This is a genomic window from Ferrovibrio sp., from assembly GCF_002796975.1.
Taxonomy (GTDB): domain Bacteria; phylum Pseudomonadota; class Alphaproteobacteria; order Ferrovibrionales; family Ferrovibrionaceae; genus Ferrovibrio.
The window spans coordinates 34,600-56,832 of sequence record NZ_PEKV01000003.1 but is presented as its reverse complement, the minus strand read 5'-3'; the positions used below and the strand labels follow the sequence as shown (position 1 = coordinate 56,832).

General features: G+C 64.7%; 27 protein-coding genes and 1 pseudogene. 8 read left to right on the top strand and 20 right to left on the bottom strand.

Annotated features, from left to right (window positions below; translation table 11 throughout):
- Positions 1-85: 85 nt before the first annotated feature.
- Positions 86-979: an EamA family transporter gene (locus tag CTR53_RS01945; protein ID WP_290808954.1), complete on the top strand. Its 894-nt coding sequence runs from the start codon at positions 86-88 to the stop codon at positions 977-979.
- Positions 980-991: 12 nt separating this feature from the next.
- Here the strand turns inward: CTR53_RS01945 and CTR53_RS01940 are convergent, their stop codons facing one another.
- The 4 genes from CTR53_RS01940 to CTR53_RS01925 all read right to left on the bottom strand — a co-directional run bounded on the left by CTR53_RS01940 (position 992) and on the right by CTR53_RS01925 (position 2,856).
- The gene (locus CTR53_RS01940; protein WP_290808952.1) at positions 992-1,144 is read right to left on the bottom strand and encodes a hypothetical protein; all 153 of its coding nucleotides are present in this window, start codon (positions 1,142-1,144) and stop codon (positions 992-994) included.
- A gap of 191 nt (positions 1,145-1,335) precedes the next feature.
- On the bottom strand, positions 1,336-1,953 hold the full coding sequence (locus CTR53_RS01935) for a hypothetical protein (RefSeq protein WP_290808950.1): 618 nt from the start codon (positions 1,951-1,953) through the stop codon (positions 1,336-1,338).
- Positions 1,954-2,076: 123 nt separating this feature from the next.
- A complete protein-coding gene (locus tag CTR53_RS01930; protein WP_290808948.1) occupies positions 2,077-2,448 on the bottom strand; it encodes a hypothetical protein in 372 nt (123 codons plus the stop codon).
- A gap of 126 nt (positions 2,449-2,574) precedes the next feature.
- Complete coding sequence (locus CTR53_RS01925; RefSeq protein WP_290808946.1) at positions 2,575-2,856, bottom strand: hypothetical protein; 282 nt, start codon at positions 2,854-2,856, stop codon at positions 2,575-2,577.
- A gap of 138 nt (positions 2,857-2,994) precedes the next feature.
- On the opposite strand from CTR53_RS01925, the gene CTR53_RS01920 reads away from it, so the two are divergent.
- Positions 2,995-3,360: a hypothetical protein gene (locus CTR53_RS01920; RefSeq protein WP_290808944.1), complete on the top strand. Its 366-nt coding sequence runs from the start codon at positions 2,995-2,997 to the stop codon at positions 3,358-3,360.
- Between the two features lie 12 nt (positions 3,361-3,372).
- Here the strand turns inward: CTR53_RS01920 and ampC are convergent, their stop codons facing one another.
- From ampC to CTR53_RS01895, 5 genes and pseudogenes are all read right to left on the bottom strand, one after another.
- On the bottom strand, positions 3,373-4,518 hold the full coding sequence (gene ampC / locus CTR53_RS01915) for a class C beta-lactamase (protein ID WP_290808942.1): 1,146 nt from the start codon (positions 4,516-4,518) through the stop codon (positions 3,373-3,375).
- Between the two features lie 18 nt (positions 4,519-4,536).
- Positions 4,537-5,424: a CDP-diacylglycerol--serine O-phosphatidyltransferase gene (gene pssA, locus CTR53_RS01910; protein WP_290808940.1), complete on the bottom strand. Its 888-nt coding sequence runs from the start codon at positions 5,422-5,424 to the stop codon at positions 4,537-4,539.
- A gap of 124 nt (positions 5,425-5,548) precedes the next feature.
- A pseudogene (locus CTR53_RS01905) lies at positions 5,549-6,244 on the bottom strand (phosphatidylserine decarboxylase); the annotation flags it as partial.
- A gap of 218 nt (positions 6,245-6,462) precedes the next feature.
- Positions 6,463-6,858, bottom strand: a complete 396-nt coding sequence (locus CTR53_RS01900; protein ID WP_290808938.1) for a VOC family protein — start codon at positions 6,856-6,858, stop codon at positions 6,463-6,465.
- A 16-nt stretch (positions 6,859-6,874) separates the two neighbouring features.
- On the bottom strand, positions 6,875-7,768 hold the full coding sequence (locus tag CTR53_RS01895; RefSeq protein ID WP_290808936.1) for a LysR substrate-binding domain-containing protein: 894 nt from the start codon (positions 7,766-7,768) through the stop codon (positions 6,875-6,877).
- Positions 7,769-7,875: 107 nt separating this feature from the next.
- On the opposite strand from CTR53_RS01895, the gene CTR53_RS01890 reads away from it, so the two are divergent.
- Together CTR53_RS01890 and CTR53_RS01885 are read left to right on the top strand one after the other, a co-directional pair.
- The gene (locus CTR53_RS01890; protein ID WP_290808934.1) at positions 7,876-8,487 is read left to right on the top strand and encodes a glutathione S-transferase family protein; all 612 of its coding nucleotides are present in this window, start codon (positions 7,876-7,878) and stop codon (positions 8,485-8,487) included.
- Between the two features lie 4 nt (positions 8,488-8,491).
- Entirely contained in the window at positions 8,492-9,421 is a 930-nt protein-coding gene (locus CTR53_RS01885; protein WP_290808932.1) for a pyridoxamine 5'-phosphate oxidase family protein, read from the top strand.
- 123 nt (positions 9,422-9,544) lie between these two features.
- Here the strand turns inward: CTR53_RS01885 and CTR53_RS01880 are convergent, their stop codons facing one another.
- The gene (locus CTR53_RS01880; RefSeq protein WP_290808930.1) at positions 9,545-11,389 is read right to left on the bottom strand and encodes an ABC transporter ATP-binding protein/permease; all 1,845 of its coding nucleotides are present in this window, start codon (positions 11,387-11,389) and stop codon (positions 9,545-9,547) included.
- Positions 11,390-11,508: 119 nt separating this feature from the next.
- Here CTR53_RS01880 and CTR53_RS01875 point away from each other — a divergent pair, with 119 nt between their 5' ends.
- Both CTR53_RS01875 and CTR53_RS01870 read left to right on the top strand, forming a co-directional pair.
- Positions 11,509-12,357 (top strand): fumarylacetoacetate hydrolase family protein, encoded by an 849-nt coding sequence (locus CTR53_RS01875; RefSeq protein WP_290808927.1) that lies wholly within the window; start codon positions 11,509-11,511, stop codon positions 12,355-12,357.
- A 229-nt stretch (positions 12,358-12,586) separates the two neighbouring features.
- Positions 12,587-12,904 (top strand): hypothetical protein, encoded by a 318-nt coding sequence (locus tag CTR53_RS01870; RefSeq protein ID WP_290808925.1) that lies wholly within the window; start codon positions 12,587-12,589, stop codon positions 12,902-12,904.
- A gap of 170 nt (positions 12,905-13,074) precedes the next feature.
- Here CTR53_RS01870 and CTR53_RS01865 read toward each other — a convergent pair whose 3' ends face one another.
- From CTR53_RS01865 to CTR53_RS01820, 10 genes are all read right to left on the bottom strand, one after another.
- Positions 13,075-14,133, bottom strand: coding sequence for a quinone-dependent dihydroorotate dehydrogenase (locus CTR53_RS01865; protein ID WP_290808922.1), 1,059 nt, complete (start codon positions 14,131-14,133; stop codon positions 13,075-13,077).
- Complete coding sequence (locus CTR53_RS01860) at positions 14,130-14,768, bottom strand: hypothetical protein (protein WP_290808920.1); 639 nt, start codon at positions 14,766-14,768, stop codon at positions 14,130-14,132. The genes CTR53_RS01865 and CTR53_RS01860 overlap by 4 nt, the downstream gene beginning before the upstream one ends.
- A complete protein-coding gene (locus CTR53_RS01855; RefSeq protein WP_290808918.1) occupies positions 14,765-15,109 on the bottom strand; it encodes a DUF952 domain-containing protein in 345 nt (114 codons plus the stop codon). The genes CTR53_RS01860 and CTR53_RS01855 overlap by 4 nt, the downstream gene beginning before the upstream one ends.
- 106 nt (positions 15,110-15,215) lie before the next feature.
- Positions 15,216-15,620 (bottom strand): 3TM-type holin, encoded by a 405-nt coding sequence (locus CTR53_RS01850; RefSeq protein WP_290808916.1) that lies wholly within the window; start codon positions 15,618-15,620, stop codon positions 15,216-15,218.
- 9 nt (positions 15,621-15,629) lie between these two features.
- Positions 15,630-16,085 (bottom strand): cell wall hydrolase, encoded by a 456-nt coding sequence (locus CTR53_RS01845; RefSeq protein WP_290808914.1) that lies wholly within the window; start codon positions 16,083-16,085, stop codon positions 15,630-15,632.
- An 11-nt stretch (positions 16,086-16,096) separates the two neighbouring features.
- Entirely contained in the window at positions 16,097-16,393 is a 297-nt protein-coding gene (locus CTR53_RS01840) for a hypothetical protein (RefSeq protein ID WP_290808912.1), read from the bottom strand.
- Between the two features lie 12 nt (positions 16,394-16,405).
- Positions 16,406-17,227, bottom strand: coding sequence for a hypothetical protein (locus CTR53_RS01835; protein WP_290808911.1), 822 nt, complete (start codon positions 17,225-17,227; stop codon positions 16,406-16,408).
- Complete coding sequence (locus CTR53_RS01830; RefSeq protein ID WP_290808909.1) at positions 17,211-17,726, bottom strand: portal protein; 516 nt, start codon at positions 17,724-17,726, stop codon at positions 17,211-17,213. The genes CTR53_RS01835 and CTR53_RS01830 overlap by 17 nt, the downstream gene beginning before the upstream one ends.
- An 8-nt stretch (positions 17,727-17,734) precedes the next feature.
- On the bottom strand, positions 17,735-17,977 hold the full coding sequence (locus CTR53_RS01825) for a hypothetical protein (protein ID WP_290808907.1): 243 nt from the start codon (positions 17,975-17,977) through the stop codon (positions 17,735-17,737).
- A 49-nt stretch (positions 17,978-18,026) separates the two neighbouring features.
- Positions 18,027-18,557 carry a hypothetical protein gene (locus tag CTR53_RS01820; protein WP_290808905.1) on the bottom strand — a complete coding sequence of 177 codons (531 nt, stop codon included), beginning with the start codon at positions 18,555-18,557 and terminating at the stop codon, positions 18,027-18,029.
- Positions 18,558-18,646: 89 nt separating this feature from the next.
- On the opposite strand from CTR53_RS01820, the gene CTR53_RS01815 reads away from it, so the two are divergent.
- Positions 18,647-19,282: a helix-turn-helix transcriptional regulator gene (locus CTR53_RS01815; RefSeq protein ID WP_290808903.1), complete on the top strand. Its 636-nt coding sequence runs from the start codon at positions 18,647-18,649 to the stop codon at positions 19,280-19,282.
- A gap of 120 nt (positions 19,283-19,402) precedes the next feature.
- Positions 19,403-22,213 (top strand): ATP-dependent DNA helicase, encoded by a 2,811-nt coding sequence (locus CTR53_RS01810; protein ID WP_290808901.1) that lies wholly within the window; start codon positions 19,403-19,405, stop codon positions 22,211-22,213.
- Positions 22,214-22,233: the final 20 nt, after the last annotated feature.

The window sequence follows — 22,233 nt, the reverse complement described above, 5'->3', positions numbered from 1 at the left end:
GGCCTGTTCAGCCGGCGGCAGGCATTTTCCGCCCCAATCGTACAAAAACTGCTTCCCCCCGCAGAGTTTCGCGCCAGAGCCTTCGATGCCGGTTCCGCATATCGCCCTCGCCGTCCTGATCGCTGCGATCTGGGGCTTCAATTTCGTCGTGATCCGGCTCGGGCTCGATGCCTTCCCGCCGCTGCTGTTCAATGGCCTGCGTTTCGTCGTCGCCAGCCTGCCCTTCCTGCTGGTCTTCCGTACGCCGGGCGTTCCATGGCGCTGGGTGATCGGCGTCGGGCTGGTGCTGGGCGTGACGAAATTCAGCCTGCTGTTCCTTGCCATGGCCTGGGGCATGCCGGCCGGGCTCGCGTCCGTGGTGATGCAGGCGCAGGCGTTGTTCAGCGTGGCGTTCGCAGCAGTGCTGCTGGGCGAACGGCCGCGCCGGATGCAGTGGTTTGGATTGTCGATTGCCGCCGGCGGACTTGTCGTGATCGCCGGCGACATGGACGGCACAAGTACATTCTCTGGCGGGCTGATCGCTTTCCTGACCCTGATCGCGGCTGCCGCCTGCTGGGGCCTCGCCAATATCATGACGCGGCGGGCCGCTGCACCGAATCCGCTTGCCTTCATGATCTGGGTCAGCGCCGTGCCGCCGCTGCCGATGTTCGGCCTGTCGTGGATTTTCGAAGGGCCCGACACAATCGCCGCTGCCTTCGCCAGCCTCGAGCTGCGCGGGCTGCTGGCCGTGCTCTATATCGGCCTGCTGTCGACCACCGCTGCCTTCGCCGGCTGGAGCCTGCTGCTGCGGCAGCATAATGCGTCGCTGGTGGCGCCATTCACCTTGCTGGTGCCGGTGTTCGGCCTGCTCAGCGCCTGGGCCGTGCTGGACGAGATGCCGTCCACGATGAAGCTCGGCGGCGCCGCGCTGATCCTGTTCGGCCTGCTGGTGAATGCAGGGTTGCTGCGCCGGCTGTTGCAGCAGCCGGCGAGAATCTAGCGTTTCTTCTGATCAGAGTTTGAGCGCGAGATCCCGGATCGCCGTACGGCAGGCATCGGCGGTGCGCTCGAGATAAGCGCGGGCTTCGGGGCGGAGTGCATCCTGCTGCAGCTGTTCGTTGATGGACGCCAGAATGGTGCGCAGGTGCCGAATACGAGCCGGCATATCCTTATCCCCCTCAAATGAATCGCGTGTCGAATCGGTTGTCACGCGAGGGAGAGTGCAGGGCTTTGGTTAACAAAATCTGTTGCCAGGCTGCGCTGAGATTGTGCCGATGCAGCCGGCGTCATGCTGCACAAATGCTCTCAAAGCTTATCTTGTGTCGCGTCGACGCCTCCACCCACAACGGAGTGTAATCACGCTCCCAATCGGCCCCGCCGCCGGCGCGGCGCACGACGCAGACCCGGCGTGAAGTCCGGCAGGCCGGGCGCGAACACCACCGGCGGCACCATCGCTGCAGAGCCCGGCGGCACCGAGGCGGCGGGACGGCCAGGTGTCAGCGGCTGGGGCACCAGCGTTTCGCCCATGGCTTCGGCCGTCACGGTGATCGCTTCGTCCTCGTCATCCTCGTCCACTGCCGGCGGTTCGGGCACCGGTACGGATTCAATGATGGTGACCACCGGCGGCGGTTCCGTCGTGACGCCGCGGATCGATTCAGACATCGACGCGCCCTCGGCATGCAGCGGCGACAGCAGGCCGGCCTGCGCCAGCAGCCGGTCGATCATGCCTTTCAGCACCGGCGTCACCGGATCGTAGCCTTTCAGGATCAGCAGCAGCACAGGCCGCGTCATGCCCAGCTTTTCGGCCAGCTGGTCGAAGCTGATCTCGAACTGGCGGCAGGCCTCCAGCACGCGCGGCTGCACGTCGTTCAGGTAATACAGCCGGCCGTCGCGGCGCAGGCAGGGCAGGCCGTCATCGAGCAGGAAATCGTCATCGGCCTGCTGCGCGGGAGTCTGGATCATTTCCGGGGGCACGGGCATCTCCGGGTCGCATCGCTGCAAGCCAAACAGCAGAATGGCCGCGGAAGTTTCCGCCGGCCGGCCCACGCGCGGTGACCAGCGCGGGACAAATACGTGATGGAAAATCGGAAATGACGCCTACAAGCGATCCTGGGCCGTGGCGGCGGCGGCCTGCTGCCAGGGCGTGATGCCGGCGCTGAGGCTCAGGCCCCGCAGCACGAAATCCTCGATGGCGCGCTGGGCCTGGCGCGACACCGGATCATGACCTTTCAGCACCAGCACCAGCGCACTGCGCGGCAGGTTGAAGCGGGCGGCGAAGAGATCGAAGCCGATGCCATGCGCCCGGCAGGCCTGCAGCACCAGCGGCTGCACATCCTGTGCGAAATACAGCCGCGCACCGCGTTCCACGGTGGCGAGACTGCCGCGCGCATGATGCAAGGAGGCCGTCGCGCGACTCATATCGGGATTGAGGCCGGGACGGGCGAAACGCGGATACTGCATCGGATTCATGGCGGCCTCGCACGGAACTGACGCGCGCCGTTGCGGCGCAGGCACACGAGGACAACGCCGCATCGCTGCAGCAGTTTCAGAGCCCAAAAGATTTAGCTGGAGATTTAGCCGGAAGATTTCAGAAGGTCAGACGCTGAGATCGGCCTTGCGGCCCAGGCCGCGCGGACGCGTGTCGGTCTTGGCTTCGGTGGCGGCGGCCTGGTTATCCGCCTTTTTGCCCTTCTCGCCCTTGGCCGCGCCGCTGCCGCCGCTGTTGCCCGAGGCGGTCGCCGCCATGCGGGTCTGCTGGCCGCCAACCGGCACAGCCGTCACCGCCGCAGCCGCCTGGGCTGCGTTGGGAGCTTGGCTCTGCTGGGACAGTCCCTGGGCCGGATTACTCGCCAGGGGCTGCGGCAGAATAGGTGGCACGAAAAGGCTCATGGTTAAGATGTAAGATGACAGCAAGCCCTTGACAAGGAATTAAAGTAAGATGGCAGGTAGAGGGGCGAATCGTTAATATCACCAAGGCCTTCGTCAGCAGAACCGCACCGGGAAAGAGCCGCCGTCTTGTCCAAGCCCAAGCTGTCCAAACCTGCCCAGAAGACTCCGGCGAAGCCCGGCCTGCTGGCCCGGCTGTTCGGCGCGGAGCCGGTTCCGGCGGCCAAACCCACCCAGAAATACACCGGGCCGGCCAAGAGCGAGTCCCGGGACCCGCGCATCCTGCTGGCGCAGCAGATCCGGGCGATCCGCGCCAGGCTCAATCCGCAGATCCTGCGCCTCGGCGAGAAGATCGCCAGGAAAGGACCTCCCACCACCGACCAGGATCGCGCCACGCTGGCGATCGAACTGTTCCTGGCGCAGAAGGATGACGGCGGCGACTTTGCCGCCAAGCTGAAAGCCAGGCTGGACAAGCGCCGGCGCAGCAGTCACTGACCATTCACTAGGTTATGGGCGCGCCAGCTGATCCAGCACGGCATGGGCCGCCGTGACGCGCGCCGGGATCGGCAGGTTGCGGTTGGCCAACATGACAAGGCCGACATTCTTTTCCGGCAGGAAGGCGACATAGGCGCCGAAGCCGTTCGTCGCACCGGTCTTGTTATATAGGCGCGAAGCCGACGGAGGCTGCGGCGGCGACAGTGTCGTGGCCGCGTTGTCCTGCCGGCTCATCTGTTCGCCATTGCCAGCTTGCAGCTGTTCCAGTTTCACCGGCCAGGAATACTGCTCCCATCCCAGTCCCTGAATCATGGATCCGATCTTCGCATAGCCGCTCTGCGCGATTTCCACTGCGCGCCGCATCGGCGGCTCCAGTTCCGCAGGGCGTAAGTTGCACTGGATAAAGCGGATCATGTCGGCGGCCGATGACTTCACGCCATAGGCTTCGGCATCGAACACGCCGGGATTGACGCGCACCGGCCGGTTCGCGCGATCATAGCCCTGCGCATAGCGCGCCATCTCCGGCTTCGGCACGCGCACGAAGGTGCTGCGCAGGCCGAATTGCGGAAACAGCTCGCGTTCCGCCAGTGTGGCGAAATCGCGCCCCAGCGACATGGCGGCAAGATGACCGAATAACCCGATGCTGGGATTGGAATAGCGCCGCTGCGTGCCGGGTGCCGCTGACGGCGACCAATGCTGTAACCAGTCGATCATGCGCTCATGGCTGGTGACATCAGCCGGGAATTGCAGCGGCAATCCTCCGGCGGTGTAGGTGCCGAGTTGCAGCAGGGTGGCACGATCCACTGCACTGCCACGCAACGCCGGCAGATACTGGCCGGGATGATCATTGAGCGTCGTGCGGCCGAGCGCGACCGCATAGCCGCCGAGAATGCCGGTGAAGGTCTTGCTGACCGAGCCGAGCTCGAACAGCGTGTCGGGAGTCACCGGCGCCTTACTCTCTTTCGACGCCACGCCGTAGGTGACGATTTCCGTGCGGCCACTGGCCGTGATGGCGACGGCCATGCCGGGCACGTCATGCGCCTGCAGCAGCGGGCGGAAGGCGCGGTCGACGATGTTGCGCAGATCGGCATCGGCGGCCTGCGCTGTGGATGCACAGGCAAAAATGCTGAACAGACCCGCGAGAATTGCGGCACGCATGATGCGGGCGGGAAAGTTTTAGTGTAGGACTCCCGGCGTGCTGCCGGGCTTGCTTTCGCCGTCCGCGTCGCTGCCGGCAGCAGGCGCAGCGGGCATGGCTGCGGAGGCTGCTGCCGCATCGGCCATATCTCCGGTCTGCGCCTGGGCATCGCCGCGTTTCAGCCTGTCATGCGCCTTGATCGAGAGCGGGATCGACGCGATGTAGGCGATCTCCATCGCCGCCAGCGTATACCACGGCTGGTTCAGCAAGGCCGCCACGAGAAGCCCGACGCCGAGCAGCACGAGGCCGACATATTCGCGCTTCACCCGCACGCGCTTGAACGAGTATGTCGGCACGCGGCTGATCATCAACCCGCCGATGCACAGCATCCAGACCGCATTGAGGAAGGGCGAGGCGAAAAAGGCGCTTTCGAGTTCCAGGTTGATGATCAGGAACAGCAGACTCAGGCCGGCGCCGGCCGGCGCCGGCACGCCGGTGAAGAAGCTGCCGGTCCAGACCGGCTTGCTGTCGTCATCGAGTGCGGTGTTGAAACGCGCAAGGCGCAGCGCCGCGCAGACGGCAAAGGCCAGCACGACCAGCCAGCCGGTATTGCCGCCGGCCCCGAGATCGTGCAGCGTCCAGAAATACAGCACCATCGCCGGCGCGACGCCGAAGCTGAGGAAGTCCGACAGCGAATCCAGTTCGGCGCCGAATTTCGAGGCGCCTTTCAGCAGCCGCGCGACACGGCCATCCAGCATGTCGAAGAAGGCCGCCGTGGCGATGGCCAGCACGGCGAATTTGAACTGGCCGAGCAACGCAAAACGGATCGCGGTCAGCCCCGAACAGAGCGCGATGATGGTGAGGATATTCGGCGCCAGCGTGTTGAGCGGCAGTTTGCCCAGGCGCTGCGGCGGTTTCAGCTTCATCGGCCCCACTCCATCGGCACTGGGATGCCTCCTTCCGGCACGCCCCACCAAGCTTAAGCAGGCTGGGTTACGGCAGGATTAAAAAGATAACGCCAGAAAGAGGCGACGTTACCGGACTTTGTCCCTAACGAACTTCGCCGACGCGCGGCTGTTCGCTGGCGCCGTCCTCGGCGATCACGGTTTCACCGGCCACGCAGCGCTGGCCGGTCACCGCCAGCGGCACCATGCCGTCATCGAGATAGACGTCGACGCGGCTGCCGAAGCGGATCAGGCCGAAACGTTCGCCGGCCTTGTAGCTCTGGCCCTCGCGGGCCTCGCACAGGATGCGGCGGGCGACCAGCCCGGCGATCTGGACGACCGCGATTTCCTTGCCATTGTTCAGCTTCATGCGCAGTGACTGGCGTTCGTTGTCGATACTGGCCTTGTCGAGCGCGGCATTGAGGAACTTGCCGGGGCGATAGGCCACGGCCACCACGCTGGCATCGACCGGCGCACGGTTCACATGCACGTCGAATACATTCATGAACACGGAAATGCGGGTGCGGGCATCGCTGCCCATGCCGAGTTCTTCCGGCGGCACGGCGCGTTCGATCATCTGCACCACGCCGTCGGCGGGCGAGATCAGCAGGCCGTCGCGCACCGGGGTGACGCGCGGCGGGTCGCGGAAGAAATAGGCGCACCAGCAGGTCAGGATCACGCCGAGCCAGCCGAGCGGTTCGGCGATCCAGAACAGCACCAGGGTCGCGACCGCGAAGATGGCGATGAACTTCCAGCCTTCGCGGTGGATCGGGACCAGAACGGAACGGATGGTGTCCATGGGCGACGTAAACCTTTGGCGGAATGAGGCTGGGCGGAATGTAGCTACTGCCGCCGCGCGCTTAAAGGCCCGTCGGGTGGATTTATGGCGTTAATCCGTGTTGGGAGGGTGCAATTGGCCCTCTTCGTCATTCCCGCGAAAGCGGGAATCCAGATCACAGGCAAGATTTATCAAGTGGCCCTGGATCCCCGCTTTCGCGGGGATGCAACTTGGGCGCCTCTTCAAATCTCCGCATAGATCTCCAGCAGGTTGCCGTCGGGGTCGCGGAAGAACAGCGTGCGATGGCCGAAGGGCTGGTCCGTCGGCGGCAGCACCAGCGCGATGCCCTGCTTCGTCAATTCGGCGGCGCAGGCATCGACATCGTCGCGCGCGACCCGGAAAGCAAGCTGCAGCGCGGCCGTGTGCTTCGGCACCGGATCGTCTTTGGCCGTGAGGCCCGGCAGCGCGAGCGCCAGCGTATTTGCGCCCACGCGATATTCGATCCAGCGCGGCGAGAGTTCGCGGATCAGTTCGAAGCAAAGCACGTCCTCATAGAAGCGGCGCATGGCGGCCAGATCGCGCACATAGATCACGGTGTAATCAATCGCCGTGATGGCTTTGAAGGCTGACGCGCTCATACCCCTCTCCTTCTATTCAGTTCTGCAGCACGGGTTCTGTGCGCAGCCGCTCGACGGCGAAGTCGAGGAAGGCGCGCACTTTCGCATTGGCGCGGCGGCCTTCGGCATGCACCAGCTGCACCGGTGTCGGCGGCAGTTCATGGTCGGCGAGCAGGATTTTCAACTGGCCTGCGGCCAGCGCCGGCGCCACCATATAGCTGAGCACGCGCGTGACGCCGCGCCCGGCAATCGCTGCCTTGATCGCCACATCGGAGGAATTCACCGTGAACCGTGCCGGCGGCGCCACGCGTTGGTTGTCCCTGAAGATCCACTGGTCGGCCGCCGCCGAGGATGAAAAGGCAATCGCATCATGCTGCAGCAGATCGTCGGGCGTCTGCGGCTCGCCATGCTGCGCCAGATACTCCGGCGCGGCGACGATCACGCGGCGCACCGCGCCGACGCGGATGGCGCGCAATGAAGAATCCTGTAGCTGCGCGATGCGCACGGCGATATCGAAGCCCTCGTCGATCAGATTGGTGACGCGGTCGAGCAGCAGCAGCCGCGCATTCACTGCCGGATGAATCCTGAGAAAATCCTGCACCAGCGGCGCGATATAGATGCTGCCGAACATCTGCGAGGCGGTGATCGAAAGATCGCCGCTCGGCGCGCCATGGTCGCCGGCGGCCGAGGCCTCGGCTTCCTCGAGGTCGGACAGGATGCGGCGCGCATCCATCAGGAAACGCTGGCCGGCCTGGGTCAGGCGGACATGCCGGGTCGAGCGCTGGAACAGGCTGGTGCCGAGCCGCTCCTCCAGGGTCGCAATCGCCCGCGTCACCGAAGGCGGCGACAGCCGCAGATGCCGGGCGGCCTCGGCGAAGCCGGACTTCTCCGCGACGGTGAGGAAGATGCGCATGGCGTCGAGCCGGTCCATGGGATTATTTCATAAATTGAAATAGTGACTTGTCAAATGGGGTTATTCTGTTTTCCAGCCGAAATGCCAGATTGGGCCACCTCTTATTATATGTAAGGACCGACCCCATGACGCTCCGTCTCCATAGCTTTCCCCTCTCCGGCCATGCCCATCGCGCCCGGCTGATGCTGGCCCTGCTCGGGCTGCAGGCTGAAGTGGTCGATGTCGACCTGCGCGGCGGCGCCCAGAAGCAGCCTTCCTATCTGGCGATGAACGCCTTCGGCCAGGTGCCGGTACTGGAGGATGGTGACCCGGAGAATCCTGTCGTCATCGCCGACAGCAATGCGATCCTGGTCTATCTCGCCGGCAAGTATGACCGCAGCGGCCGGTGGCTGCCCGCCGATCCGGCGACGGCCGCGCAGGTGCAGCGCTGGCTCTCGGTCGCTGCCGGGCAACTGCTGATGGGCCCGGCCCGCGCCCGCATGGTGAAGCTGTTCAGTTCGCCCTTCGACCATGATGCCTGCCGGCAGGCGGCAACACAGCTCTTCGACGTGATGGAGCAGCATCTGCAGGGCCGCGACTGGCTCGCCGCCACGCATGCGACGATTGCCGATATCGCGCTCTACTCCTATACGGCACATGCGCCCGAAGGCGATGTGTCGCTGGAACCGTATCCCGGTATCCGCGCCTGGATCGCGCGCATCGAAGCGCTGCCCGGCTTTGTGCCGATGAGAGCGTAGTGCCATGGGACGCTTTCACGAGGGCGAGCAGCAGTTGCAGGCGCGCGTGCATCCGGCACTGCCCAAACGCATGGCGCGCACCGCCGAGATCGCTTTGCGCGATTTCATGCCCGACCAGCATCGCGATTTCTTCGCCCTTCTGCCCACGCTTGTCGTCGGCAGCGTGGACGATGCCGGCCGTCCCTGGGCCTCGATGCTGGCCGGCAAGCCCGGCTTCGTGACCTCGCCCGATCCGGTGACCTTGCAGGTGAGCGCGAAGCCTGCGCCCGGCGACATGCTGGCGCAGAACCTGAAGCAGAACGCGCAGCTCGGCATCCTCGGCCTGCAGCCGGAGACGCGGCGGCGCAACCGCATGAACGGCCGCGTCACGCATTTGCAGGACGATGGTTTTACCGTGCATGTCGAACAGAGTTTCGGCAATTGCCCGCAGTATATCCAGGCGCGACTGCCGCGGCTGGTCGGCGCGCCGGCCGAACCGCCGGTGAAGCCGGAAGATTCCGTGCTGTCGCCGCGCGCCGCATTGATGCTGGCCGAGACCGACACGCTGTTCATCGCCACGCATGCGAAAGACGAAGGCGTCGATGTCTCGCATCGCGGCGGCAAGCCGGGCTTCGTCAGGGTCGAACAGCGCGCCGGCTTCACGCAGCTGACCCTTCCGGATTTCCGCGGCAACAATTTCTTCAACACGCTGGGCAATATCGCGCTCGACAGCCGCGCGGGTTTGCTGGTGGTCAATTACGACAGCGGTGACCTGCTGCAGATCACCGGCCAGGCCGAGATCGTCTGGGACGGGCCCGAGGTCGAGCGCTTCCAGGGCGCGTTGCGCCTGCTGCGCCTGCGCGTCGAGGAAGGCCGCATCCTGCAGGGCGCGCTACCGATCCGCTGGAGCCAGCCGGCTTATGCGATGCAGCTGCTGGAGACGGGGAGCTGGTAAAAGAGAAGGCCCTCACCCCGACCCTCTCCCGCAAGCGGGAGAGGGAGGACTGCACCACATTTACCCTCTCCCACTCGTGGGAGAGGGAGGGCACCGCCGCGAAGCGGTGGGAGGGTGAAGGTCTTAATCCCCCGCCGCCGACAGCACGCTAACCGTCTCGCCCTCGGCCTGTTCTTCCAGCGCGCGGGCTTCCTGCTGCTTCTGCCACAGCGCGGCATACAGCCCGCCCTGCGCCAGCAAAGCATGATGGCGGCCGCGTTCGGCGATACGGCCCTGGTCGAACACGATGATCTCGTCGGCATCCACCACAGTGGACAGCCGATGCGCGATCACCAAAGTCGTGCAGCCTTCCGCTGCACGGCTCAGTGCGGATTGAATCTCGCGTTCGGTATGGGTATCCAGCGCCGAGGTCGCCTCGTCGAAGACCATGATCTTCGGGTTCTTCAGCAGCGCACGCGCAATCGCCACGCGCTGCTTCTCGCCGCCGGACAGTTTCAAGCCGCGCTCGCCCACCATGGTCTGCATGCCGTCGGGCAGACGCGCGATCAGGTGATCGAGCTGCGCGAGCCGCGCGGCTTCGGCCACGTCGGCATCCGACGCTTCCACGCGACCGTAACGGATATTGTAGAGAATCGTATCGTTGAACAGCACGGTATCCTGCGGCACGATGCCGATGCAGCGCCGCAACGAGGCCTGCGAGACCTCGCGGATATCCTGGCCGTCGATGCGGATGCTGCCGCTGCCGATGTCGTAGAAGCGGTACAGCAGCCGGGACAAGGTCGACTTTCCCGCACCCGAGGCGCCGACGACGGCGACCTTGCGGCCCGGCTGAATGCGGAAAGAGACGCCGGCGAGAATCTCGCGGCGCGGATCGTAGGCAAAGCGCACGTCCTCGAAGACAACCTCGCCACGCTCGACCAGCAGCGCCGGCGCATCGGGGCGATCCTGCACTTCCTGCGACACGTCGAGCAGCTTGAACATCGCCTCCATATCGACCAGGCCCTGCTTGATCTCGCGATAGGCAAAACCAAGGAAGTTGAGCGGCAGATACAGCTGGATCAGATAGGCATTGACCATGACAAGGTCGCCCAAGGTCATGCTGCCGTCGCGCACGCCGAGCACGGCCAGACTCATCACGCCGATCAGCCCGATGGCGATGATGGCGCCCTGGCCGAGGTTGAGATAGGCCAGCGAGGTCTGGCTTTTCACCGCCGCCTTTTCGTAGCGCATCATGGCGTCGTCGAAGCGATGTGCTTCATGCGCCTCGTTGGTGAAATACTTCACCGTCTCGTAGTTCAACAGGCTGTCGACGGCACGCGTGTTGGCGCGCTGGTCCTCGTCATTCATCTGGCGGCGATACTTGGTGCGCCATTCGGTGATCGCCAGCGTGTAGAAGATATAGCCGCCGATGGTGACCACGGTGATGGCAGCGAAGGTCCAGCCATACAGCCACCACAGCACACCGCCGACCAAGCCGATCTCGACCAGCGTCGGCACGATGTTGAAGGTCATGAACTGCAATACGAACTGGATGCCCTTGGTGCCGCGTTCGATCACGCGGGACAGGCCGCCGGTCTGGCGTTCGAGATGGAACCGCAGCGACAGCGCATGCAGGTGGTTGAAGGTTTCCAGCGCCAGGTTGCGAATGGCGGCCTGCGCCACCTTGGCAAAGACCGCATCGCGCAGCTCGCCAAAGCCCTGGGCGAGCATGCGGGCGATGCCGTAGGCCAGCACCATCCCCAGTACCGAAGCAATGAAGCCTGTGCCAATCGCCAATTGGTTCGCATTCATGCCGCGGTCGAGCAGGTCGACGGCCTGCTTGAAGAAATACGGCACGGTGACATTGACCAGCTTGGCCAGCAGCAGGAAGCCGAAGGCGATCACCACGCGGCGGCGCAGGTCCGGGCGATCGGCCGGCCAGAGTCGCGGAATCAGCAAGCTGGGTAGCGATTTTTTCAAGTCGGTCATGGCTGGGCGGGGCGCGATGGGTGAACTAGGCTGGGGGGTGCTTGTCGGGGTGCAATGCGGAGCGTATCGTCTGCACCCCAATTATACCGCATTTTCTTTTTCCGGCAGGGAGCAGTCCGATGAAAGTGGTGAGCTTCGTCCGTAATGGCAAGAGCTCTTACGGCGTGGTCGTGAATGACGGCATCGTCGATGTGGGCGCCAGGCTGGGCGCGAAATACGCCGACCTGGTCGCCGTGCTGAAGGCCGGCGCGCTGGCCGAGGTGGAAGCCGCCGCCAAGGGTCAATCGGCCGACCTCAAGTATGAAGGCACGACCTTGCTGCCGGTGATACCCAATCCGGGCAAGATCATCTGCGTCGGCGTCAACTACGACGAACACCGCCGCGAGATGGGCCGCGAGCCGCCGGGCCATCCCACCATCTTCGTGCGCTTCCCTGAAAGCCAGGTCGCCCATAATCAGCCCCTGCTGAAGCCTGCCGAATCCGACAAGCTGGATTACGAAGCCGAACTGGCCGTGATCATCGGCAAGCGCGGCTACAAGGTGTCGGAAGACGATGCCTTCAGCATCGTCGCCGGTTACGCCTGCTACAACGACGGCTCGGTGCGCGACTGGCAGACCCATACCGGCCAGTTCACCCCCGGCAAGAACTTCAACGCCACCGGCGGCTTCGGACCCTGGATGGTGACGGCAGACGATATCCCCGACGCCCAGAAGCTGGCGATCCAGAGCCGCCTGAACGGCCAGGTGATGCAGTCCTCCAACACCGACCTGATGACCTTTAACATCCGCAAGATCATCAAGTATGTGACGACCTTCACGGTGCTGGAACCCGGCGACGTGATTGCCACCGGCACCCCGGGCGGCGTCGGCACCAAGCGCAACCCGCCGGTCTACATGAAGGACGGCGACATCATCGAGATCGAGATCGAGAAGGTCGGCCTGCTGCGCAACCCGGTGAAGAACGGGTAAGCCGCCACTTCCATACTGAAATCCGACAGAGCGGCGCCCTCACCGGCGCCGCTTTTTTTGTACGAACTCTAAAACCGTCATTCTCGGGCTCGCCCCGAGAATCCATCTGTCCCATCCCGCATGCGATGACCATGGGATGGACCCTCGGGGCAAGCCCGAGGGTGACAACAGTGTTTCATCCTCAACATACTAAATATATAATTCAGACGATAAGCAGCGGGGGTATTCCATGTCGGCCTTTGAACAGGTTTGGCAGTATCTTCAGGCCAATCTCAGCAAAAACCAAAAAGTGGAAAACTGGGGTGTTCGAGGTTACTCCGGAAATCAGTTTGCCGTCGTCGAATGTGAGAGGAATGCCGTCCTTGTCAAAAGTCTTCGCACCCAAAACGAAAGACGCGTAACGAAATCCGAGTTCGAGAAAGTGTATCCTTATTACCAGAAACTACGTTCGGGCCAGATCGGCAGAGCCGAGCTTGGCGAGGCAACACAATCTCGCAATACCAGCTATATACTCAGCCTGTTGAACTGGTACCAAAGCAATAGATAGGTGTTGGTCTTTGCACCGCCTTCTTTGAAGTGGCGCCGTTTCTTTTAAGGCGTGGATGGCCGGAACAAGTCCGGCCATGACACCTGAAAATAGTACTGTCATGCCCGGGCTTGATCCGGGCATCCCATTAAATGGGATACGCGGGTCAAGCCCACGTATGACGATTTGTCTTACTTAACGTCTGCGCCCACCGCGTCCGCCACGCTGCGGAACCCGTCGCGCTTCAGCAGCGTGGCCAGTTCGCGCTTGATGCGGCCGACCAGGCCGGGGCCTTCGTAGACCAGCGCCGAATACAGCTGCACGGCCGAGGCACCGGCGCGGATCTTGGCATAGGCCTGCGCGCCCGAAGCAATGCCGCCGACCCCGATCAGCGGCACCTTGCCGCCGGTGAAGCCGTAGAGCTGCTTCAGCACCATTGTTGAAAGCTCGAACAGCGGTGCGCCCGAGAGCCCGCCGGTCTCGCCGCGATTGCCGCTCCGCAAAGTCTCCGGCCGCGTCACCGTGGTGTTGGTGGCAATGATACCATCCAGCCGGAATTGCAGCGCCAGGTCGGCGACGTCGCGGATATCTTCTTCTGCAAGGTCGGGGGCAATTTTGACCAGCAGCGGCGTCTTCAGTTTTTCATGCAGCGGCTGCAGCCGCGCCAGCAATGCCGCCAGCTCCTCGCGGCCCTGCAGGTTGCGCAGGCCCGGCGTATTGGGCGACGACACGTTCACCACGGCGAAATCGACCAGCGGCGCCAGCCGCTCATAGGAGATCGCATAATCGCCCGGACGATCCGCGCTGTCCTTGTTCGCACCGAGATTGGCGGCGACAACACCGCCCAGTTGCTTTCCTTGGCCCTTGCGCGCCTGCAGCCGCGACGCCGTCACCTCCAGCCCGTCGTTGTTGAAACCCATGCGGTTGATCACCGCGCGGTCTTCGGGCAGGCGGAACACACGCGGACGCGGATTACCGGTCTGCGGCTGCGGCGTGATGCCGCCCACCTCGACAAAGCCGAAACCGAGCCGCAGCATGGCATCGGGCACTTCGGCATTCTTGTCGAAGCCGGCGGCCAGCCCGACCGGATTGGGCAGGGGTTTGCCGAACAGCGTCGTCCCCAGCACCGGATCGTCCGGCAGCAGCGGCGGCAGCGGCGCACAGCTCAGCAGCCTCAGCGTGGCGCGATGCGCGGTTTCGGCATCGATGTTGCGCACCAGCGGAAAGATCAGGTTGCGATAGAGGCTCATGCCGCCGTCTCCGGAGTTTTCAGCACATGCGTCTCGACCGGTTTGCCGCCGAGCAGCGGATAGGCGGTTTCACGCACCAGCGTGGGTTCGAACAGCCGCACATCGAGCGTGAGCGGCAAGGCCGCAACGCGGGCGGCGAAGTCCGCTGGCAGTCTGTCAGGCTGCGCGTAACGCGCCAGGGTCATGTGGATCATGTCGTAATTCGGCGTGCCACCCGGCGGCTGCGGCACTTCGGCGCGCAGCAGGCGGCGCAGGCTCCAGACCGCCTCATGCGGCTCGGCCACCGCGATCACCGCAGTAGACGTGACGCGCAGCTCGCGGAATTTCAGCACGGCTGCCGGCTGCGTGCCGCACCAGCGGCGGAACACGGTCAGCGCCTGTTGGCCATGCACCTGCCACCAGGCATCCTTGTCGAAATCCGAGCGCACCGGCGCGATGGCATAGAGCGAGAGATGAAACGTCTCGGCCGGCGCGATCAGCAGATGTTCGGCGCCGCCGGCAATCGCGGACACCTGCCGCAGACTCTCCACGCAGGTGTCGCGCGCCGCCGGCTCCAGCATCTGCACGACGGTGTAGGAGATCAGCGGCTGACCCCAGTATGGGTCGCGAACCAGAACATTTCCCGGGCCGCTCATGGCATATCCGCCGGGAAGACATGCCGGCCGTCGGCGCCCAGCGGCAGCGGATCGATGCGATACACGGCAGACACGGGAAGCTGGCCGTAGAGATGCGGGAAGAGATCGTCGTTGCGCGACCTTTCCCACTTTAACGGGGCTTCCACATCGGTGTCGCGCACATAGAGCAGCAGCAGGTCGGTCTTGCCGGCATAGTGCTTCGCCGCGGTTTCGGCCGCCTGTTTCGCTGTCGAGAAATGGATGAAGCCGTCGCGCAGGTCATGCGCGGTGCCGGCGAAGGTGCCGGCCGCCTGTGCCGCCTGCCAGTCGGCTGCCGAGACGATGCGGTAGATCACGGTCATGGGCTGGAGATAGCAGAAGGCGCGGAGTCCGTCACCCCGGCCTTGAGCCGGAGGCCCATTAAAAAATGGGATGCCGGGTCAAGCCCGGCATGACGACGGAGGCTTCTCACCGCCGCTTCCCCGCCGCCTTCTCGAAACTGCGCAGGCCCGCCATCCCGAGCATGGCCAGCACCAGTTCGAAAAGGCTGTCGGTATGGATGGCAGGCGGCTGCAGGCCGGGCGACCAGAGCGCCGCCGCCCACAGGAACAGCGGATGGCCGAGATAGGCCCAGCCGACAGCTGCGGCGCAGATCCAGCCCACGGCAGGCCGCCAGCCGGCGACAAAGACCGAGTGATGCGCTGCCTCGATCTTGTTCAGCTCGACCTGCAGTTCGGCCGGATGCTGGCGCAGTTTTTCCAGCACGGCCTCGGCCTGGGCGCGTTCGTCATCGGACGTGAACAGCTTGTCGAAGACATTGCCGATGGCCTCTATCGGCGTGGCGATCTGTGCGGTCAGCAGTTTGTCGAGCATTGTCGTCTCTCAGTCTATGTCGTTGTAAAAGGCATGCCGGCCGATTACCGCGCAGGGCGTGCGGCCTTTGCTCCATGCCACTTCGCAGTCGAGCGCGTGGTAATGCGTGGCGCCGAAGGTGTAGTCCGGCAGGATGCCGGCCAGCGCATCGACCGAGATCGACAGCGCCGTGGCAAATGCACGGTCGCGGCCGTCCACGCCGAGCAGCTTCGCGCGATTGGGATCGCTCTCCAGCCAGCAGGAAAACTGCCAGGGCTTTAAACACACCTCCGCCACGCTGCGGCCCCACCAGCCGGGACGGGCGGCGCGGTTGAGCACGACATTCGCCACACCGCGCATGCCGTCGCGGCCTTCGCCGCGCGCCTCGCCCCACAGCGTACGCGCCAGCACATCCAGGGCGAAGGCATGGTCTCCGCAAGCCACCGCACGGGCGGCCGGATCGGCTGGCAGTCTGTCGATACGCATGTCACCCTCCCCTACAGACGGACCGGCTGGCCGAGTTTGGCCTCGATGCGCAGCAGATGTTCGGTCAGCCGCGTCTCGACATCCTTCAGATGCGCGATCGAGGCGTAGCGCTGCGCGACGTCCAATTTAAAGTCTGAAAGCGCAGCACGCGTCGCGCCGATGGCGGCGCGGTGTTCGGCCTGCATCTGCTGCAGATTCTGCTCCTGGCGGTCGCGCTGGTGCTGGATCAGCCAGAACAGGCCGCCGAGCGCCGGCAGTTCCACCATGCTGAGCCACCACATCAGATCGATGGCAAATTGTCCGATCATGACGGCCTCCCTTCACACTTCGAATTCCGTTTTCGCCACATGCTGCCCGGCACCGCCGCGCCAGTCGGGCATCGCAGGCCGCGCCGGCAGCAGGCCGAAGCGCACCGGCTCAGCCAGCAGGCAGCCCGAGACCGCATCCAGCCCATCGTCACGGCTGCGTCCGTCGGCGCGCCATTCGCGCATCTCGGCAAAGAAGGGCGTGTCGTCGACGCTGCGATGCACCTGCAATGCACCGGCGGCCAGCACCACATCGAAAGCCTGCAGGATGCGGGCGGTTTTCGACTGGCGGCTGGTCTGCTCGACCACGCCGGCGCCGCAGTCGGCAGCACTGAGCGCGCGGCGCAGCAGGCCGGGCAGGAAACGGCCAAGGCCGTTGGTTTCCAGCCGCACGGAGGGCAGATGCAATGCCTTCACGAAGCCGGCGGCCTGCGCGCAAAGCTGGCTGGCGGCATCCAGGCTGCTGCCGGGCTGCTGCTCCAGCCACTGGATGCGATGCAGCCAGTAGCCACCATCGGTGTCGCCAAAGACCGCAGCGATCACGCTGCCGTCGCCATGGCGCGGCATGCCGAAGGCGGGATCCCACCAGCAGCTGGCCGAGACCATGCGTTTGCCCTCGATGCTGAGCAGCATGCGGTCGCCGCTCAGGTGTTCGACCTCCAGCTCGCCGCCGTAAAGCGGAATGCGGTCGGGATCGAGGCGCGCGTCTTCCGTGGAGACCGGCTGCAGCAGCATCTGCGCAGCGAACCGCGCCGCGCCGGTGCGGCGCCGGATGCTGTCGAGTCTTTCGCGCGGAAAACGTTCCGGCCAGCGGCTTTCGTCATGCTGATCCAGCACCGGCAGTTCGAGACGATGGAAATCGGCAAGGAACGGTGCCTGCTCGCCGATCTCGCGGCGCGGGGCAAGCGCGTAGATCGACGGCGAGATTACTGCGGTCGAACTGCGCCTGCAGCAGTTCAGCAGTTCGATCGAGTTCGCTCGCCATGGCGCCGCGCTGGTCTTCCGGCACGTCGCGACCGGGCTGGAAGGCAAACCAGCGCGACCACGGCGGCGTCAGCTGCGCCAGCAGGGTGGCCGCCAGCTGCTCGGCCGCATCGGCCGCCGTCGCATCGAACAGGCGCTCAGCGACACGACCTGTAGTGCTGCCTGATCCGGCATTCGGACGGCGCGCCGGCAGCGAATAGTCGTAGCAGTCCTGCCACAGCGCTTCCCAGCTGCCGCGCTGGCTGCGCAGCCGGTCGTAGCGGCGACGCAGCGCGTCAGGATGCAGAGGATCAGTTGCGGAATCTTTCCGCGACTCTTCCTGTGTCGTTGTCATGCGGGTCTTGCCAGACATCTGCGCTCTCATTCGCCCAGCAGGCGTTTGCCGCTGCGGCTGGCGGTCGAACTGCCGCCGCCCAGCGTTTCGGTGTCGGTGTCGTTCACGCCGCGCCACGAGGTGGCGATGGTTTCACCCTGGGCGCGACGACGACGGTCGCGGGCCGCCTTCTCGGCCAGTTCGGCGGCACTCTCGGGCGGCTCGGCCGGGGGCGGCAGCGGCGCGGGAGGCGGTGGCGGCGGCGACGGAGAGCTGAAAATCCCACCCATGGCGGCAAAGTCCTTTCGCGGATCGACCAGAAGTGTTTGCTATTTGTTCCTATGAAAACCAGATATAGAACAAAACAAATCCATAATCAAGGGATATTTTCCGTAAATGCAGAAATAGTTCCCATTGTGTTCTGATCCGCCAGCTCTGCAGGCCGATCAGACGCTTGACCACCTCGACACAGGAAAACGGCAGCGGCGGCGCCAGGCGTTTGGGCGCCGCCAGAACCGGAACGGTCAAGGCGCAGTGTCCCAGGCTGCGCAGATGCGCCGCCAGATCGGCATCCACCGGCCAGTCATAAAACCCTTTTATCTCAATCATATGTGAGAGAGGATCGATGCCGACCCAGCCGCCCGGCATGGCCAGATAGGCATAGCAGTGCCGGAAGCCCGGCTTGAGCCGGCGCAGCTTCGGCAGCCGGATGTCTTCGGCAAAGACCACGACGGCCCGTTCCGGTCTGGCGGGAGCGACTGCAGCCGAAGCTGGCGATTGAAGTCCGGGTTTCGCTGGATTTTCGCTCATTTGTTTCACATCCAGACCCGAGGCGAGCAGAACAGAGGCGACTTTCGCGCCTAACGACAAGATGTAATTCCCATTATGTTCTCATGTCAAAGCAAAAATCAGATAATATTCCTGTATGCAAATGACCCGTTTTGCAAGACAATCTTCCCATGCTGACACATCGCGCCATCTGGGCTGCCCTCGACGGTCTTGCCGAACGCTACGACCTCACCGCCTCCGGTCTCGCCCGCAAAGCCGGTCTCGATCCAACGACCTTCAATCGGTCGAAACGCATTTCGCGCGACGGCAAGCAGCGCTGGCCGTCGACGGAATCGATCGCCAAGGTGATCGAGGCGACCGGCGCCAGCGTGCCGGAATTCATGGACCTGCTGAGCGAAAGCGGCGGCGTGCCGCGCAGCACGCAGCGCATTCCGCTGATCGGCCTGGCCCAGGCCGGTAAGGACGGCTTCTTCGACGATGCCGGTTTCCCGACCGGCGAAGGCTGGGAGAAGGTGCCCTTCCCCGAGATCGGCGACAGCCAGGCCTATGCGTTGGAGATCAGCGGCGACAGCATGCTGCCGGTCTATCGCGACGGCGATGTGGTGATCGTATCGCCAGCCGCCAGCGTGCGCCGCGGCGACCGCGTGATCGCCAAGACCACGCAGGGCGAAGTGATGTGCAAACTGCTGTCGCGCCGCACGCTCACCCGCATCGAACTCGCCTCCTTCAATCCTGCTTACCCTGAGCGCGGCTTCGACGTGCAGGACATCGCCTGGATCGCTCGCATCGTCTGGGCAGCGCAGTAAGATAAAAATCGTCATCCTCGGGCTTGACCCGAGGATCCCATTTTAGGCGACAAAAATGGGATGCGCGGATCAAGTCCGCGCATGACAAACAAGTATTGAAGCGCAGACAAACCTGACGCGATGGCAATGCAGAGTAGCGAAGGTATCGGCAGCAATCTTTCTCAAGCGCTCGGTCGACTGCCGGCGCTGGTGGCCGGCGGCGGTGTTGCCTGGTGGTTCGAGAACGGTCACCTGGAAAAGCTGTCGCCCGATGCCGCCGCGCGCCGCGCCCGCGCCACGCCGCCGCTGCTGGTGCATTTCAAGGCCACCGCCGCCAAGCTCGGCGTCGAGCCCTTCATGGCTTTCGACCTGCTCGACCTGTTTGCCTTCGTGCGGCCGGCGCGCTTCTGCCTGCCGACGCCGCATGGCCTGCTCGAACGGCTCAACCTCGACGCCGCCGATGACGAAGAGGCCGTGCAGTATCTGCATCACGCGGCCCAGATGCTGCTGGAAGACCTGCCGCGCCAGCAGCCGCGTGCGTTGCGCCGGTCGATGCGGCTGGCGCAGCTGCTGAACAAATCCGGCTGGCCCTGGGCGCCCTATCTGCTGCTCGGCCTCGGGCCGGAAGCAACGCAGGCGCCGAGCGGCGGTTTTGGCGGGCTGGATATCTGGCAGGAACTGCCCGAATGGGTGGATTACGCGCCGCCACCGCCGCCCGATACGCAATCGGTGTCGCCCTCTGAAGCGCGTGAGCGACTTGCGCAGCTGCTCGGCACCACCGCTGAACTGCGTGAGACGCAGGCCGACTACGCCGCCACCGTGGCGCAGGCCTTTGCGCCGCGCGAAGTGATCGGCATGCCCGAGATGGTGCTGGCCGAGGCCGGCACCGGCATCGGCAAGACGCTGGGCTATATCGCGCCGGCCAGCGTCTGGGCCGAGAAGAATGGCGGCACGGTCTGGCTCTCGACCTATACCAAGAACCTGCAGCGGCAGCTGGATCACGAACTCGACCGCCTGTTTCCCGATCCGGCGGAAAAGCAAGGCCGCGTCGTCATCCGCAAGGGCCGCGAGAATTATCTCTGCCTGCTGAATCTGGAAGATGCGACGCAGGGCGGCGCGGCGCGGCCGCAGGATATGGTGCCGCTGTCGCTCATTGCGCGCTGGGCCGGTGCGACGCGCGACGGCGATCTGGCCGGCGGCGATTTTCCCGCCTGGGCCGCCGACCTGCATGGCCGCAACCGCACCCTGGGTCTGACCGACCAGCGCGGCGAATGTATCCACGCCGCCTGCCCGCATTACCGCAAATGTTTCATCGAGCGGGCCGTGCGCAAATCGCGCAAGGCCGAGATGGTGATTGCCAATCATGCGCTGGTCATGATTCAGGCCGCCATAGGAAGTTCTGGGGGAGAAGACGATGCGCAGAAGCCGCTGCGTTATGTGTTCGACGAAGGCCATCACCTGTTTGAAGCCGCTGACGGCGCCTTCGCCGCTCACCTGACCGGCATGGAAGGCGTCGACCTGCGGCGCTGGCTGCGCGGACCGGAAGGCGGACGGCGCAGCCGCGCCCGCGGCATCGCCAATCGCATCGGCGATCTGGTGGCGCAGGACGAACGCGGCCGTACCGCGCTGGAAGCCGTGGTGGAGATGGCGCGCTGCCTGCCGGGCGAAGGCTGGCTGGCACGCATCGCGGACGGCAATCCGGTTGGCCAGGGCGAGAAATTTCTGAACAAGGCGCGGCAACAGATTCTCGCGCGCAGCGCGCAGCCGGACTCGCCTTACGGTCTGGAATGCCCGACCAAGGAACCCGTCAACGGCCTGATCGATGCCGCGATGGAGTTTGCCAGCGGCATCGACCGCGTGCTGGAACCGGTCAACACGCTGACCAAAGCCCTGAGCGACATGCTGGCGGATGAAACCGCCGAACTGGATACCGCGACGCGCTCGCGCATCGAAGGTGCGCTGCGCGGCCTGCTGCGGCGAAAGCTGACGCTGGATGCCTGGCGCAGCATGCTGCTCGACCTGCAGACCGAAACGCCGTCGACCTTCGTCGACTGGTTCGGGCTGGAACGCATCGACGGCCGCGACCTCGATCTCGGCCTCTATCGCCACTATCTCGATCCGATGCTGCCCTTTGCCGCTGCCGTGCTGAAGCCCGCGCATGGTGTGGCGGTCACCTCGGCCACCTTGCGCGACATCGCACCGGCTAAGGCCGATGCTTCGCCGGAGCTTGCCTGGGACAGCGCCGAGATCCGCAGCGGCGCCCGCCATCTGCCGCAGCCGGCGCGGCGTGCCGCTTTCCCCTCGCCGTTCGATTACGCCAACCGCACACGCATTTTTGTCGTCACCGATGTACGGCGCGATGCGATGGACCAGGTGGCCGCCGCCTATCGCGAGTTGTTCCTTGCCGCCAATGGCGGCGCACTCGGGCTGTTCACGGCGATCTTCCGCCTGCGCGCCGTGCAGAAGCGCATCCTCAAGCCGCTAGCCGACGCCGGGCTGCCGCTCTACGCGCAGCATGTCGATCCGCTCGACAATGCCACGCTGGTCGATATCTTCCGTGCCGAGGAACATGCCTGCCTGCTCGGCACCGATGCCATGCGCGACGGCGTCGATGTGCCGGGTGCGAGTTTGCGGCTGGCCGTGTTCGACCGCGTGCCCTGGCCGCGACCCGACCTGCTGCACAAGGCGCGCAAGGCGGCCTTCGGCGGCCAGGCCTATGACGATCTTCTCACGCGCCTGAAACTGAAGCAGGCCTATGGCCGTCTGCTGCGGCGCGCCGACGATTACGGCGTCTTCGTCGTGCTGGATGCGCAGCTGCCGTCGCGCCTGCTGACGGCATTCCCGGCCAGCGTCGAGGTGAAACGCCTCGGCATCCGGGATGCGGTGTCCGAGACGGCGGCTTTTTTGCATGGCATGCGGGCTGGCACTGGCGGCCAGCAGAATCTCGCGTAAGCTGAAGGCATCCTTTCGCC